General features: G+C 67.5%; 10 protein-coding genes and 1 other RNA gene. 8 read left to right on the top strand and 3 right to left on the bottom strand.

The window, feature by feature from the left end; translation table 11 throughout:
• Positions 1-31 precede the first annotated feature (31 nt).
• Positions 32-1,123 carry a ribonuclease D gene (gene rnd, locus ACCQ07_RS12315; protein WP_046935119.1) on the bottom strand — a complete coding sequence of 364 codons (1,092 nt, stop codon included), beginning with the start codon at positions 1,121-1,123 and terminating at the stop codon, positions 32-34.
• A 207-nt stretch (positions 1,124-1,330) separates the two neighbouring features.
• Between rnd and ACCQ07_RS12310 the strand changes: the two genes are divergently transcribed.
• The 3 genes from ACCQ07_RS12310 (at position 1,331) to ACCQ07_RS12300 (ending at position 4,986) form a co-directional block, all read left to right on the top strand.
• Positions 1,331-1,406, top strand: a non-coding RNA gene (locus ACCQ07_RS12310) — sX9 sRNA.
• The gene (locus tag ACCQ07_RS12305) at positions 1,398-3,227 is read left to right on the top strand and encodes a formylglycine-generating enzyme family protein (RefSeq protein WP_071117208.1); all 1,830 of its coding nucleotides are present in this window, start codon (positions 1,398-1,400) and stop codon (positions 3,225-3,227) included. The genes ACCQ07_RS12310 and ACCQ07_RS12305 overlap by 9 nt, the downstream gene beginning before the upstream one ends.
• 496 nt (positions 3,228-3,723) lie before the next feature.
• Positions 3,724-4,986 carry a virulence factor gene (locus ACCQ07_RS12300; protein ID WP_184420118.1) on the top strand — a complete coding sequence of 421 codons (1,263 nt, stop codon included), beginning with the start codon at positions 3,724-3,726 and terminating at the stop codon, positions 4,984-4,986.
• Positions 4,987-5,278: 292 nt separating this feature from the next.
• Here ACCQ07_RS12300 and xseA read toward each other — a convergent pair whose 3' ends face one another.
• Both xseA and queG read right to left on the bottom strand, forming a co-directional pair.
• Positions 5,279-6,616, bottom strand: coding sequence for an exodeoxyribonuclease VII large subunit (gene xseA / locus ACCQ07_RS12295; protein ID WP_122273002.1), 1,338 nt, complete (start codon positions 6,614-6,616; stop codon positions 5,279-5,281).
• Positions 6,617-6,739: 123 nt separating this feature from the next.
• Entirely contained in the window at positions 6,740-7,807 is a 1,068-nt protein-coding gene (gene queG, locus ACCQ07_RS12290; protein ID WP_372363362.1) for a tRNA epoxyqueuosine(34) reductase QueG, read from the bottom strand.
• 24 nt (positions 7,808-7,831) lie between these two features.
• Here queG and ACCQ07_RS12285 point away from each other — a divergent pair, with 24 nt between their 5' ends.
• From ACCQ07_RS12285 to ACCQ07_RS12265, 5 genes are all read left to right on the top strand, one after another.
• Entirely contained in the window at positions 7,832-9,319 is a 1,488-nt protein-coding gene (locus tag ACCQ07_RS12285) for an NAD(P)H-hydrate dehydratase (RefSeq protein WP_218496380.1), read from the top strand.
• A complete protein-coding gene (gene tsaE / locus ACCQ07_RS12280) occupies positions 9,316-9,816 on the top strand; it encodes a tRNA (adenosine(37)-N6)-threonylcarbamoyltransferase complex ATPase subunit type 1 TsaE (RefSeq protein ID WP_029819613.1) in 501 nt (166 codons plus the stop codon). Before ACCQ07_RS12285 ends, tsaE begins: the two co-directional genes overlap by 4 nt.
• Before the next feature lie 70 nt (positions 9,817-9,886).
• Complete coding sequence (locus ACCQ07_RS12275; RefSeq protein ID WP_031423061.1) at positions 9,887-11,587, top strand: N-acetylmuramoyl-L-alanine amidase; 1,701 nt, start codon at positions 9,887-9,889, stop codon at positions 11,585-11,587.
• A 138-nt stretch (positions 11,588-11,725) separates the two neighbouring features.
• Complete coding sequence (mutL, locus tag ACCQ07_RS12270; RefSeq protein WP_071117468.1) at positions 11,726-13,603, top strand: DNA mismatch repair endonuclease MutL; 1,878 nt, start codon at positions 11,726-11,728, stop codon at positions 13,601-13,603.
• Positions 13,603-14,538, top strand: coding sequence for a DUF1684 domain-containing protein (locus ACCQ07_RS12265; protein ID WP_029819609.1), 936 nt, complete (start codon positions 13,603-13,605; stop codon positions 14,536-14,538). Before mutL ends, ACCQ07_RS12265 begins: the two co-directional genes overlap by 1 nt.
• Positions 14,539-14,563 lie beyond the last annotated feature (25 nt).

Here is a 14,563-nt window from a genome sequence, read left to right as displayed (position 1 = left end):
TGCGGGCTTCTGTGCCATCACCGCCGCAATCCTACGCCGCAGTGTCGTCCAGCAGCGGCATCAGCTGTGATTCCAGCAGGGCACGACGCCATTGGCCCAGCGCCGCAGGCCAGCTGCGTTGTTCCATCAGGGTTTCCAGGTGGCGGCGCGAGGCCAGCAGGCCGTCCGGCAGGCCGAGTTCGCGGCTACGCTGCGCCACGGCGTCCTGCAGCCGTTTGAGTACGGCCTTGTTGCCGTCGGTGGCGGCCTGCGCCAGCGGCGCGTGCTCTTCATCCGGCAGCGGGATGTTGAGCGCATCCCACACCGCGTTGGCAAGCTTGCGCGGCGCCTTGGGGAATTTATCGAACTGGCGCAGCAAGGCTTCCAGGTCGGCGGGCGGAAACCGCGCCAGCTGGCTGGCCAGTTCGTTGTCCAGGATCCAGCTGCGCGGTCGATCGCTCTGCCGCGCCTGCAGGTCGCGCCAACGCAGCAGGCGCAGCAGGCGTCGTTGCGCGGCCGGTTCCAGGAACTGTGCGGCACGCAGGCTCACATGCGGCCAGCGCTCGCCATCGTCGTGCTCCACCGTGGCGAGCAGGCGCTCGGCATCTTCGGCCAGCCACTCCAGACGGCCCTGCTCGGCGAGGCGGCGGGTGAGCGCGTCGTGGATCGCAAACAGATAGCGCACGTCGTCGGCGGCATATTCCAGTTGCGCCGGCGACAGCGGGCGACGCATCCAGTCCGAGCGTGTCTCGCCCTTGGTCAGCAAGGTGCCGGTGACTTCCTGCACCAGTTTCTGGTAGCCCATGCCGCCGCCGACACCGGCCAGGGCCGCGGCGATCTGGGTGTCGAACAACGGCCGCGGCAAGGCGCCACACGCGCATTTGAACGTGACCAGGTCTTCGCTGGCGCTATGCATCACCTTGACGATGTCGGTGGCGGTCAACCACTCCTTGAGCGCCGCGTTCATGCCGGGGATCAGCGGGTCGATCAGCAGGATCTCATCGCCGATGGCCATCTGCACCAGGGCCAGCTGCGGCCAGTAGGTGCGCTCGCGAATGAATTCTGTATCCAGGCCGATGCGCGACGGTCGCGCTGCCTGCAGGCGGTCAGTCAGCTCGGAGGGGTGGATGATCCAATGGGGCACGTGATTTCCGGCGGCGGCAAGGGTTTGCGCAGAGCGCGCAGAATAGCCTAACGTCGCGATCGCCTGTCGTGCGGCAGAGCACTGGAAGGAGCAGGTGGTGGGTGAGTGCGGTGACCGGATGGCAGCGTGGGCAATGGTCGCGCTGAGGGCGACTGGCAAAATTCCTGCGCAGCCAGCAGGCGGGCGCGGCCGCGGTGCGGAATCGGCATCTGGCACGCCTACGCTCCGGTTCCTGCGCGCCCGCCTTGCCCGCCCGAGCGCTGCTCGCTGCGTTTTGTTGGCCGCTCTTAGCCTGTGCGCCTGTTCGCGCACGCCGACGCCCGCGCCTGCGGCTGCGCCGCAACCGGCACCTGCCGCCGTGCCGAGCAAGCCGAACGTTTCCATCGGTGGCGAAGAATCCGCCGAAACCGTGGCGCAATGGCAACCGCCGGTGGTGGAGTTGGGCGACGAGCCCCTGGCGCAGGTGCGCAAGCGTGCCGACCAGGCATTGCGGGAAGACCGCCTGTATCGCGACGCCGGCGATGCGATCCCGTTGTATCTGGCGATCCAGCAGCGCGCCGGTGGCAAGGATGCAGCCAGCCGGCGTGGCCTGGAGCAGGCGCGTGGCCGGTTGCTCGAACGCGGCGCGGCGCTGATCGCACAAACCGAGCGCCAGGACGACGCGTTGGAGCAGGCGCGTGAGGTGGCCTTCGTCGCGCTTGCCCTTGCGCCACAGGACCCGAAGGTGCGCGCACTGCAGCGCGAGGTGGAAACCGCGCAGCGCGTGCTGGCGTTCAACCGCGCCGGCGAAGAAGACCTGCGCGGCGGGCGGCTGGGCGAAGACGGCAATGGCGCGCTGGTGAATTTTCGCGATGCCGCGCAATTGGATCCCGACAACCCGCGCACCCGGCAGGGCCTGGCCGCCGTGGAAAGCGGCCTGCTGGAGCGCGCCGAACAGGCGGCGCAGGCGAGCGACTTCATCGGTGCCCGTTACTGGCTGCAGATGGCGGGGCAGGTACGCGATCGCGCGCCGACCATCGCCGATGCGCGCGCGCGGGTGGAACGCGTGCGCCGGGCGCAGATCGCGGCGTTGCACGACGCCGGTCTGCACGATCTGACCTCGCCGCGCGGGCTCAAGGCGGCCGGCGAGAAGCTTGCCGAAGTGTTGCGCATCGCCGACCCCGGAGACCCAGTGGCCGGCGATCTGCGCCGCCGGCTGGAACTGGCCACGCATTACGGCAGCTTCCGTCCCGGGCAGGTGTTCACCGACGGGCTCAAGGTCGGCGGGCGCGGGCCGCAGATGATCGTGGTGCCGCATGGCGCATTCCAGATGGGAGCCGGCGATGCGGAGCCGGGCGCTTCCGACAACGAGCGCCCCGCCCATTACGTGCGCTTCGCACGCGGCTTTGCGTTGTCGATCACCGAGGTCACGGTTGCCGAGTTCCGCCAGTTCGTCGATGCCACCGGCGCACGCCCGCGTGCCACCCGGCGTGGGCATTCGGTGGTTTACGACGAGCGCAGCGGCAACTTCATCCGCCGCAGCGGCGTGGATTGGCAGTCCGACTACAACGGCGCCCAGGCCGCGCCCAACAGCCCGGTGATGCACGTCAGCATTCGCGACGCCGAAGCGTATGCGAGCTGGCTGTCGGAACAGACCGGCCGCCATTACCACGTGCCCAGCGAGGCCGAGTTCGAGTATGCGGTCCGTGCCGGCACCACCGGACGTTACCCGTGGGGCAACGCGGGCTCGCCGCCGGCCGACGCCGGTAATTTCACCGGCGGCAACGACGTTTCGCGCAGCGGCCGGCACTGGAACAACGGCTTCGTCGGCTACGGCGATGGCTTCTGGGGTCCGGCGCCGGTCGGCAGTTTTCGCGCCAACGCCTGGGGTCTGCACGATATGGGCGGCAACCTGAGCGAATGGGTGGCCGACTGCTGGCACGCCAGCTACCGGCGTGCACCGGCCGATGGCGCTGCCTGGTACAACCCGGGCTGCCGGCAACGCATGATCCGTGGCGGCAGCTGGGCCAATTCGCCGCAACAGACGCGCGCGGCTTGGCGGCAGTCGCAGGATTCGGACACCACCAGTGCCCGTATCGGCTTTCGCGTGGCACGCGGAATCTAGCGACGACCTACGGCGGATGGGCGCGTCGATCGTGCGGTTCGTGACTGCAGGCTTCGGCTTGCCGTCGCTGTCGCCGCGAGCGCTTTCGGCTCGGCCCTAAAATCTGGGGACGCCTTGGCGGGGGCGTGTTCGCTCCGACAGAGTCGGCTCGGGGCGCGGCTAGGCGAGAAAGGCATCTGTCGTGCACGACGAGAAACTCGGCCAAAAGAGCGCTGCAGTCGCGCGAGCGCCTCTGGGGATCGAGGACCCGCGGACGGCGGGCGCTTCCATCCAGCAACGTTCCGAGGACGACGAACGCAAGCGAAATTTCCGAGGCGGCAATCCCCGGCCGTTAGCGGCGCAGTGGGCGCTTGCAGGCGATGCGCAGCGCTGACCAAGCGTTGTGCGCAAGGTGGGGTTCAGTTGGCTTAACAGCGATGAACACCGCGTGCATGCGCAGTGAAACCGGCCGTGTCTGCTGTGGTCAAATCGCAACCGCTATCAAGGGACTGCCGTCATGGGCATGGGGATCAAAATGTTTCGTTGGGTGATTGCGATCTTGCTGATCGGCGGCAGCGGCTATGCCGTGGCGCGGCATCTGCAGGACAGTAATACGGCTGGGCATTACGGCTCGGTCGAAGTTCTCCGCCCGGAAGGGACGCCCAAGGCGATGGTGATCCTGCTGCCCGACAGCGCTCATCCGCAAGACAGCCAGAAGCTGGCCGACCTGCTGAGCGACGATGGCGCGCTGGTGGCAGTGGTCGACACCGCCAACTATCGTGAACACGTGCGCTCGCACCAAGCCGCCTGCAGCTCGCTGGCCGACGATGCCGAGCGACTGGGCAAGAAATTGTTGCGCGCCGAACACGTCGATGCGTTCCTGCCGCCGGTGCTGGTGGGGCAGGGCGATGGCGCGGTGCTGGCGCGTCAGGCGGTGGCCTCGGCCGCGCCCGACGTGCTGGGCGGCGCGGTGGTTGCCGACGCCGGCACCAAGGATCCAGGCCTGGCGTGCTCGCGCGATCTGCCCAATGCCAGTCAGGGCTTCCTGGACGATCTGGCCGATGCATCCAGCCCGATGCAGATCGCAGCGGCCACACGCGGGCACTTCCTGGCTGCGCAGTCGCAGGGCCTGGGCGACCTGCCGCTAGTGGAACTCCACGCACCTGGCAGCGACCGTCTGGTGGTGATGTTGTCCGGCGATGGCGGCTGGCGCGAGCTGGATAAAGGCATTGCCGCGCAGTTGCAGCAGCAGGGCGTGTCGGTGGTGGGCTGGAATAGCCTGCGCTACTTCTGGGGCAGCCGCACGCCGCAGCAGGTCGGGGCGGATCTGGATCGGGTGATCGCCAGCTATCGCCAGCGCTGGCATATCCAGCACGTTGCCCTTGTTGGGTACTCGTTCGGTGCCGATGTGTTGCCGTTCGCCTATCCGGAACTGTCGCCCCAGCAACGCGCTTCGGTGCAGTTCGTCAGCCTGCTCGGCCTGGGCCACGAGGCCGACTTCAAGGTGCGCGTCGGTGGCTGGCTGGGCTGGCATAACGACGCCGAGCGCGATGTGGAGCCGGCCATCCAGGCGCTGGACGCGCACCGCCTGCAATGCATCTACGGCGACGAAGAAAAGGACACGCTGTGCCCGGAGCTGCGCGCACGTGGCGTGCAGGTGCTGGCGCGTCCGGGTGGGCATCACTTCGACCACGATCCGGTGGTGCTGGCCAATCTGCTGATGGAGGGCTGGCAGCATGCAGCGCAGACGCCGATCGCGGAAACAGCAAGCCGCTCCTGAAGCCGCTTGCAACCGGCGAAGCGTTGCATAACGTTTTCTGGATCGGTTGATCGACAAGCGGTGATCGCCAATGAGCACCTTCCTGCGAAGGTGCTCAACATTGAAGTGCTGCTGGCGGCCCTGCTCCAGCGAAATCGCGGACTCGCCCGACCCTGTGGCGTGTTTCGAAGGCGCTCTCTGGCACCGCGCCTATCCTTGTGGCACTCCGTGCAATGGGCACCTTCGAAGAGTTCATGTCAGCGCTTAGCGCCGACATTGCTGCAGGAGCGACGGCGCTGCGCATGGCTTGCGGTCAGCTTTCGCCAGACTCCACACGCACCTGGATGCTGCCATCGGCCAGCTGCGCGCGCAGGCGTTCGCCCGTGACCACCTCGGCGGCGCTGCGCACCACGCTGCCGTCGGCAGGGCGGGTCACGATGGCGTAGCCGCGCGCGACTGTGGCCAGCGGGCTGACCGCTTCCAGCGAGCGTGCAATGCTGCGCAGTTGCAGCTGATCATGCTGCAGGCGGCGTTGCATCGCCGCCTGCGGGTGCAGTGCCCGCAGGCGTTGCTGCAAGCCGGCCAGCTGGCGTTGCGGGTTGTGTGCTTGCAGCTGCGCTTGCCCACGCTGTACACGCGCCTGCAAGCGTTCGAGCACCTGCGTCATGCGCGCACGCAGCTGGCGACCGGCGTCTTGCTGGCGGCGATGGAGCAGTTGCAGGCGCGCCTGCGGGCTCTGCGCACGCAGCCGCAGTGCCAGTCTGTCTGCGCGTTGCATGGCATTGCCCAAGGCGTGTTGCTGCAGTTGGGTCATGCGTGCCTGCGCACGCCGCACGCGCGCGACCAGCTCGCGTTGATCGGGCACCAGCAATTCGGCCGCGACCGAGGGCGTGGGCGCACGCACGTCGGCCACGAAATCGCTGAGGCTGAAGTCGGTCTCGTGGCCGACTGCAGACACCACCGGCGTCTGCGCGGCGGCGATCGCGCGCGCCAGGCGTTCGTCGTTGAAGGCCCACAGATCTTCCAGCGAGCCGCCACCGCGGGTGATCAGGATGACGTCGTAGCGCCCGGAAGCATCGGCGCGTTGCAGCAGTGAGGTGATCTGTGCGGCAGCGCTGTCGCCTTGCACCAGCGAGGGCAGTAGATCCACTTCGAGCAGCGGAAAACGCCGCGCCAGCACGCTGAGCACATCGCGCACCGCCGCGCCGCTGGGCGAGGTGATCACCGCCAGCCGCTGCACATGCGCAGGCAGTGCCTGCTTGCGTTCGGCATCGAACAGGCCTTCGGCGGCAAGACGCGCGCGCAGTTCGTCGAAGGCGCGACGCAGGGCGCCTTCGCCGGCTTCTTCCATATGGTCGAGCACCAGCTGATAGTCGCCGCGTGCTTCGTACAGGGTCAGGCGCCCGCGCGCGAGCACGCGCAGGCCTTCGCGCGGCTGAAATTTCAGCCAGGTGCTCTTGGGCTTGAACATCGCGCAGCGGATCTGCGCGCGCGCATCCTTGAGTGTGAAATACAGATGTCCCGACGCGGGACGGGTGACGCTGCTCAGTTCGGCTTCCACCCACACCAGCGGGAAGCTGCCTTCCAGCAGGTCGCGCGCCAGTGAATTGAGCTGGCTGGGAGTGAGGATCTGATCGTTGCGGTCGGCCATCGCTGCATTATCCCGTAGCGACGACGGTCATGGGTGATCGGCTGCGAATGCCGATGCCGCCGGTGGCTGCGCCGATCGCGTGCACGTGCAGGCCGCAGCTGCTGCATGCGCGACGCGTGCGGGTCAGAGGTCGTGTTGCGCCAGCGCCCAGCCAACGTGTTCGCGCACCAGCGCCGAGTCGTCGTGGCGACGCGCTTGCAGTGCGGCCAGGACCTCTGGCGTGCCAGGCGCATTGCCCAGGCCCACGGCAATATTGCGCAACCAGCGCTCGTGTCCGCTGCGGCGGATCGGGCTACCCTCGGTGCGGCGCAGGAACTCGTCCTCGTTCCAGGCGAACAACTGCGGCAGCGTGGCCACGTCCAGGTCGTTGCGGGCGCGGAAATCGGCTTCGTCGGTGCGCTTGGCGAACTTGTTCCAGGGGCAGATCAGCTGGCAGTCGTCGCAGCCGAAGATGCGGTTGCCGATCGGCTTGCGCATCTGTTCCGGAATTGGACCGTCGTGTTCGATGGTGAGGTAGGCAATGCAGCGGCGCGCATCCAGCCTGTATGGCGCAATGATGGCCTGGGTCGGGCAGATGTCGATGCAGCGCGTGCAGGTGCCGCAATGCGCGGTGGCCGGCGTGTCGATGGGCAGCGGCAGATCCAGATAGATCTCGCCCAGGAAGAACCACGAGCCGCCATGACGATCGATCAGGCAGGTGTGTTTGCCGATCCAGCCCAGGCCGGCATTGCGTGCCAATGCGCGCTCCAGCACCGGCGCCGAATCGACGAACACGCGGAACCCGAATGGGCCAATTTCGCCCTGGATGCGCCCGGCGAGCTTCTGCAGCCGGTTGCGCATCAGCTTGTGATAGTCGCGCCCCAGCGCATAGCGCGCCACATAGGCGCGGTTGCCGTCGTGCAAGGTGTTCCAGGCTTCGGTGTCGTCCTTGCGGCCGTAATCCATGCCAACCGACAACACGCGCAGGGTGCCGGGAACCAGTTCCTGCGGGCGCGAGCGTTTGTCGCCGTGCTGGGCCATCCAGTGCATGGTCCCGTACAGGCCTTCTTCCAGCCAGCTGCGCAGATGCACCTCGTCCTCGCCCAGCTCAATGCCGGTGATGCCGCACCGTTGAAAGCCGGCTTCGCGCGCAAGCACGCGAATGCGCGCAGCGGCATCGGCAGGGTCGGGGTGGGCAAGGGCGGCAGACATGGCGACAAGTATAGAATTCCCTGCATGTACGCACCGCTCGATCTTTACGACACCACCGCCGCGCGCACGCTCGATGCGCAGGCCACCACGCTGCTCGGCGGCGACGGCTACACCCTGATGCAACGCGCCGGGCAGGCGGCCTGGCAGTGGTTGCTGGAGCGCTGGCCGCAGGCGCGCCGCATCGTGGTGGTCTGCGGCACCGGCAACAATGGGGGCGACGGCTATGTGCTGGCGCGCCTGGCACACCGCGCAGGGCGTCAGGTGCGCGTGGTGCACCTGACCGAACACGGCCCCGGCTCGGATCTGGCGCAGCGCGCCTGTACCGACTACCTCGCCGTCGGTGGGGCAATCGAATTGTTTCCGTATCCGCTGGCGCAGGCCGATGTGATCGTCGATGCGCTGTTCGGCATCGGCCTGAATCGCGCACCCGATGATGCAACCGCCGCCCTGATCGACGCCATCAACGCGGCAGGCGTGCCGGTGTTTGCGCTGGATGTGCCCAGCGGCATCGATGCCGACCATGGGGTGGCCTTCGGTGCGGCGGTACGCGCAGCACTGACCTTGCAGTTCATCGTGCCGCATCTGGGGCTCTACACCGGCGATGCGCTGGAACATGCCGGCGAGCGTCAGATCGCCGCGCTGGAGGTGCCGCTTTCAGCGTTCGACGGGCTCACGCCAGCCGCACATAGTTGGAGTGGCGAGGCCCTTGCGGCGCAATTGCGCCCGCGTCGCCGCAACACGCACAAGGGCGAATCGGGGCGGGTGCTGTGCGTGGGCGGCAATCTCGGCAGCGGTGGCGCGATCATGCTGACCGCCGAAGCGGCGTTGCGCAGCGGCGCCGGGTTGGTGCAGGTCGCAACGCGCGCCGAGCATGTCACGCCGCTGCTGGCGCGCTGCCCCGAAGCGATGGCGCGTGCCGTGCAGGCCGATGACGACATCGCCACATTGGCCGAGGCGGCAGATGTAGTCGCGCTCGGGCCCGGGCTAGGGCAGGACGCCTGGGCGCAGGCGTTGTGGCGTGCCGCGCTGGGCGCCGCTAAGGCAGTGGTGATCGATGCCGATGGGCTGAATCTGCTGGCCTCCACCGACGTTGCAGCGCGTGGTCCGCGCATCTTGACGCCACATCCGGGCGAAGCCGGTCGTCTGCTTGGTCTTTCGACCCGACAGATTCAGCGCGATCGTCCGGCCGCTGCCGCTGCACTCGCAAAACGCTACGACGCCGTGGTGGTGCTCAAGGGCGCCGGCACCGTGGTCGCGTCGCCAGGTCACTTGCCGCGCATCATCGATGCGGGCAATCCCGGCATGGCGGTCGGCGGGATGGGCGATCTGTTGACCGGCGTCATCGCGGCATTGCTGGCGCAGGGATTCTCGCCGTTCGATGCCGCCAGCCTTGGCGCCTTGTTGCACGCCTGTGCCGGCGATGCGGCCGCGCACGCAGGCGAGCGCGGCCTGCTGCCCACCGACCTGCTTGCCGAGCTGCGCCGCCTCGCCAACGCTGGAGCCATCGCATGATCGACCTCAACGGACAGCTGCACGACGTGCAGGCCACCGAAACCCTGGGCCAGGCGCTGGCCGCCGTGCGACCGGCCAGCGCGGTGGTGCAGCTGCATGGCGACCTGGGCGCGGGCAAGTCCACGCTCGCGCGCGCGCTGTTGCGCGCACTCGGTGTCACCGGGCCGATTCGCAGCCCCACCTACACCTTGGTCGAACGCTATCCGCTGGCAACCGGCGATGAAGCCTGGCACCTGGACCTGTACCGCATTGGCCATGCCGGCGAGCTGGATTTTCTCGGGCTCGACGAGGGCAGTGCGAGCTTGTGGCTGGTTGAATGGCCGGAGCGCGGTGCTGGCGTGCTGCCGCCAGTCGATCTGGACGTTGAACTGGCCGTGGCTGGCGAAGGCCGCAGTGTTCGGTTGCTGGGCCGCAGTGCGATCGGGCATGCCTGGATGGAAAGGCTGTCACGGCAGCCCCAGTTGCAGGCCCTTTTTGCCTCCTCACGAGAAGAATGAACGCCAGGTTATGGATTATTAAGGGAAATTGCCTTGCAATTCACACAGTTGGATGCTTGAATCCAGCGCCATGACACCGGGGATCCGCCAGTTCTTTCTTTCCGCCCTGACCGCCAGCTTGAGCCTGGCGGTTTTTGCTGCATGGGGCGGCGAAATCAAGGGGGTTGGCGTCAGTACCGGGGCCACCGGGACCCGTGCAGAAATTCAACTGGCCGGCAGCGGCGGCTTCAAAACGCTCTCGCTGGCGAACCCGACGCGCCTGGTTGTCGATTTTCCCGAATCCTCGGGCATGCGCGGTCTCAAGCTGCCGTCCGCTGCCGGATTGGTGACCTCGGTACGCACCGGTCAGCCGGTGCCTGGCACATTCCGTGTGGTGTTCGAACTGGCAACGCCGGTGACGCCGCTCAAGCCGCAGATGCAGACGCTGGGTAGCGTGTCGACATTGGTGATCGAATGGCCTGGCGATCCGGCGCCGGCGGCGGCCTCCGCCGTTGCTGCGGCTGCACTGACGGCAGCCCCGGCGCCGCGTCCGCTCAATGCGCAGGCCGAAGCTGCACGCGCAACGGCCGCCCTGGCCGCATCTGCGCAACGTGCCTCCTCGGTGCCGCCGTCCCAGCCGTCGACTCCGCCGCCTGCACCGTCTGTGCCGGCATCGGCGCTGCCCACTGTCACTCAGGCCCCGGTACCGACCACTGTCGCTACCGGTGTGCCGACGCCTCGGCCTGCCACCTCCGGTGCACCAGCGCCGACCGGCGTTGCCGGCAACACGCCGAACCGTGCCGCCGGGGCCGCTGCCAACGTTACGTCCGGCGCGGTGGTGGCGGGCAGCAGCGCATCTGCAGCTGCCATCTTGAATGGCGGCAGCGCACCGATGGGCGCAACCTCCGGTAATGCCGCGGCAAATGCCCCCAATAGCGCCTCGAGCGCGGTGGCTGCTGCAGGCGACGACGACCTGCCGCCGCGCCCCGTGCTGCCAAGCGAAGCGTCGCGGGTCAAGATGGCGCCGGGCATGCGGCCGTTGATCGTGGCGATCGACCCGGGCCACGGCGGCCAGGACCCGGGCGCCATGGGTCCCACCGGCAAGCGCGAGAAGGACGTCACCCTGGCGGTCGGCCGTGAGCTGGCACGCCAGGTCAACGCCACGCCAGGCATGAAGGCCTACCTGACCCGCGATACCGACGTGTTCATTCCGTTGCCGATGCGTGCGCAAAAAGCCCGCGCCGCCAAGGCCGACATCTTCATTTCCATCCACGCCGACGCCGCCGAAAACCGCAGCGCCACCGGCTCCTCGGTGTACGTACTGTCGACCAAGGGAGCCTCGTCGCAACGTGCGCGCTGGCTGGCCGACAAGGAAAACGCGGCCGATCTGGTTGGCGGCGTGCGCCTGCAGCAGACCGAAAGCACCTTGGCCAACGTGTTGCTGGACCTGGCTCAGAGCGGCCATATGAAGGCCTCCGAAGATGCCGCCGGCCATGTGCTTGGAGGATTGAAGCGCATCGGCAACAACCACAAGCCGCAACTGGAACGCGCCAACTTCGCGGTGCTGCGCACCTCCGACATGCCGGCAATGCTGGTGGAAACCGCCTTCATTTCCAATCCGGACGAAGAACGCCGCCTGATCGATCCGGCTTATCAGCGCAAGATCGCTGGCGCCGTGCTGGACGGCATCGATACCTTCTTTACCCGCCAACCGCCGCCAGGCACGTTGTTCGCAGCACGTGCGCAAGCCGAAGCCGATGCAGTCAGCACCGTGGCCGGCGGCAGCCGCTGACCCGCTCGGCTATCATTCCGCACTGATTCCTTAGATGACGGCGACTGTGCGCCGCCGGATTGCCGTGCCGAGTTCTGTCTTGCCTGTCACACCGCCGATCTACCGCGTTTCGCGCGTGCTGCAATGGAGCGTGCGCTGATGGCGATCCGCCAGCTGCCCGAGATTCTGATCAACCAGATCGCTGCCGGCGAAGTCGTCGAGCGGCCCGCATCGGTGGTCAAGGAACTGGTCGAAAACGCACTCGACGCCGGCGCCACGCGCGTGGATATCGAGCTCGAGGAGGGCGGCGTCCGGCTGATCCGCATCCGCGACAACGGTGGCGGCATCGCCCCGGACGAACTGCCGCTGGCCGTGTCGCGGCATGCCACCAGCAAGATCGCTTCGCTGGACGACCTGGAAACCGTCGCCACGCTGGGCTTCCGTGGCGAAGCCTTGCCGTCGATCGCCTCGGTCAGCCGCTTTACCCTGACCTCGCGTCGCCACGACGCCGAGCACGGCTCCGCATTGGAAATCGACGGCGGTCGCCTGGGCGAGGTGGTGCCGCGCGCGCATGCGCCGGGCACCACGGTCGAAGTGCGCGAACTGTTCTTCAACGTGCCGGCGCGGCGCAAATTCCTGCGTGCCGAACGCACCGAACTCGGCCACATCGAAGAGTGGTTGCGTTCGTTGGCATTGGCGCGGCCGGATGTGGAATTGCGCGTCTCGCACAACGGCAAGCCGTCGCGTCGCTACAAGCCGGGCGATCTGTATTCGGACGCGCGGCTGGGCGAAACCCTCGGCGACGATTTTGCGCGCCAGGCCTTGCGCGTGGACCAAAGCGGTGCCGGTCTGCGCCTGCACGGCTGGGTTGCGCAACCGCATTACTCGCGTGCCAGCACCGACCAGCAATACCTCTACGTCAACGGCCGCTCGGTCAGGGACCGCAGCGTGGCGCATGCGGTGAAGATGGCCTACGGCGATGTGCTGTTTCATGGCCGTCAGCCGGCCTATGTGCTGTTTCTGGAGCTGGACCCGGCACGCGTGGACGTCAATGTGCACCCGGCCAAACACGAGGTGCGTTTCCGCGAAGCGCGGCTGATCCACGATTTCGTCTATCGCACCCTGCAGGATGCCTTGGCGCATACCCGTGCCGGCGTCACGCCAAACAGTATCGGCAGCGATGGTGCCGGCGACCCAGGTGCGACCGCTGGCGGACTGGGCAACATTGCCAGCAGCGGTGTTCCTAACCACGGCAACGCACCTGGCAGCAGCGGTAGCGGCTACAACTACCCGAGCTGGACGCCTTCGCAAACGCCGCTGGGACTGCGTGTGGACGAGGCGCGCGCCGCCTACAGCGCGCTGTACGCGCCGCCGCCCAGCAGTGCGCAGCAATCGGCAGGCATGCCGAGCATGGCCGGCACCGGGTTGCCGGCAACTGCGCAAGACAGCGGTGTTCCGCCGCTCGGTTATGCCTTCGCGCAGTTGCACGGCATCTACATCCTGGCCGAAAACGCCGAAGGCTTGATCGTGGTCGACATGCACGCGGCGCATGAGCGCATCGGCTATGAGCGGCTCAAAAATGCGCACGACAGCATCGGCCTGCACGCGCAGCCCTTGCTGGTGCCGATGACGCTGGCAGTGGGCGAGCGCGAAGCCGACACCGCCGAGCGCGAAGCGGAGACCTTGGCCACGCTCGGCTTCGAGATCACCCGGGCCGGGCCGCAGTCGCTGCACGTGCGCAGCATTCCCGCGCTGCTGGCCAATGCCGAGCCGGAGGCGCTGCTGCGCGATGTGCTGGGCGATCTGCGCGAGCATGGTCAAAGCCGCCGCATCGCCAGCGCACGCGACGAACTGCTCTCCACCATGGCGTGCCACGGTGCAGTGCGCGCCAACCGCCGCCTCACCGTGCCTGAAATGAACGCGCTGCTGCGCGATATGGAAGCCACCGAACGCTCGGGCCAGTGCAACCATGGCCGACCGACCTGGGCGCGGTTTACGCTGAGCGATATCGATCGTTGGTTTCTGAGGGGGCGTTGATGGCAGTGCACGGGGGGAAGGGCTGGCTGCTCGGCATGCTGGTCGCAGCGGCGTTATTCGGTTGCGGGCGCGATGCGCCACCGCCGGCTGCGCCGGTCGCACTCGACAAGACATTTCTGGCCGACACCGCCGCCTGGCGCGAAGCGCGGCTGAAGGAACTGCGCGCGCCCGATGGCTGGACCAGCCTGGTTGGCCTGCATTGGCTGTCGCTGAAGGCGCATTACATCGGCAGCAGCGCCGACAGCGGTATCAGACTCGCGGTAGGCCCACCGAAGATGGGCATGGTGTCCACGGAGAACAACGCGGTCTGGTTCGTGCCCGAGCGTGGTGCCGCGCTGACCCTCGATGGCAAGCCGCTGACCAGCCGGATCCGCTTCCAGTCCGATCGCGATCCGCAGCCCACCCTGATCCATTTCGACGAGGGCAAGGGCGTGTTGAGCCTGATCCATCGCGGCGACCGGTATGCGCTACGGGTCAAGCATGCCGACGCGAGCTCGCGCACGCACTTCGCGGGTCTGGACTATTGGCCCGTGGATCCATCCTGGCGCATCAACGCGCGCTATGTGCCCAACTCCGTCGGCAAGACCATCCCGATCGTCGACATCGTCGGGATCAGCAGCGAGCAGCCGAACGCGGGCGCGATCGAGTTCGAGCGCGACGGCAAGACCTACCGATTGGAAACCATCGGCGAGCCAGGGCGGCCGATGTTCGTGGTATTCGCCGACCGCACCAGCGGTCACGGCAGCTATCCGGCTGGACGTTTTCTGGATCTGGACGTGCCCGATGCCTCGGGGCATGTCATCGTCGATTTCAACCGCGCCTACAACCCGCCATGCGCGTTCACCCCGTTCGCCACCTGCCCACTGCCGCCGCCGGAAAACCGCATCGATCTGGCGGTGTCGGCAGGCGAGAAGGCCTACAAGGTGCCGCACTGACATGCGCGCCATTCACATGTGCGGA

This window comes from Xanthomonas sp. NCPPB 3583 (assembly GCF_041475715.2).
Lineage (GTDB): Bacteria > Pseudomonadota > Gammaproteobacteria > Xanthomonadales > Xanthomonadaceae > Xanthomonas > Xanthomonas euvesicatoria.
This window is presented reverse-complemented; position numbering and strand designations above follow the sequence as displayed.

Bases quoted from the DNA above. Each gene is read 5' to 3' on its own strand.
- ACCQ07_RS12300 (WP_184420118.1), top strand. From the start codon at position 3,724: ATGGGCATGGGGATCAAAATGTTTCGTTGGGTGATTGCGATCTTGCTG.
- xseA (WP_122273002.1), bottom strand. From the start codon at position 6,616: ATGGCCGACCGCAACGATCAGATCCTCACTCCCAGCCAGCTCAATTCA.
- queG (WP_372363362.1), bottom strand. From the start codon at position 7,807: ATGTCTGCCGCCCTTGCCCACCCCGACCCTGCCGATGCCGCTGCGCGC.
- ACCQ07_RS12285 (WP_218496380.1), top strand. From the start codon at position 7,832: ATGTACGCACCGCTCGATCTTTACGACACCACCGCCGCGCGCACGCTC.
- tsaE (WP_029819613.1), top strand. From the start codon at position 9,316: ATGATCGACCTCAACGGACAGCTGCACGACGTGCAGGCCACCGAAACC.
- ACCQ07_RS12275 (WP_031423061.1), top strand. From the start codon at position 9,887: ATGACACCGGGGATCCGCCAGTTCTTTCTTTCCGCCCTGACCGCCAGC.
- mutL (WP_071117468.1), top strand. From the start codon at position 11,726: ATGGCGATCCGCCAGCTGCCCGAGATTCTGATCAACCAGATCGCTGCC.
- ACCQ07_RS12265 (WP_029819609.1), top strand. From the start codon at position 13,603: ATGGCAGTGCACGGGGGGAAGGGCTGGCTGCTCGGCATGCTGGTCGCA.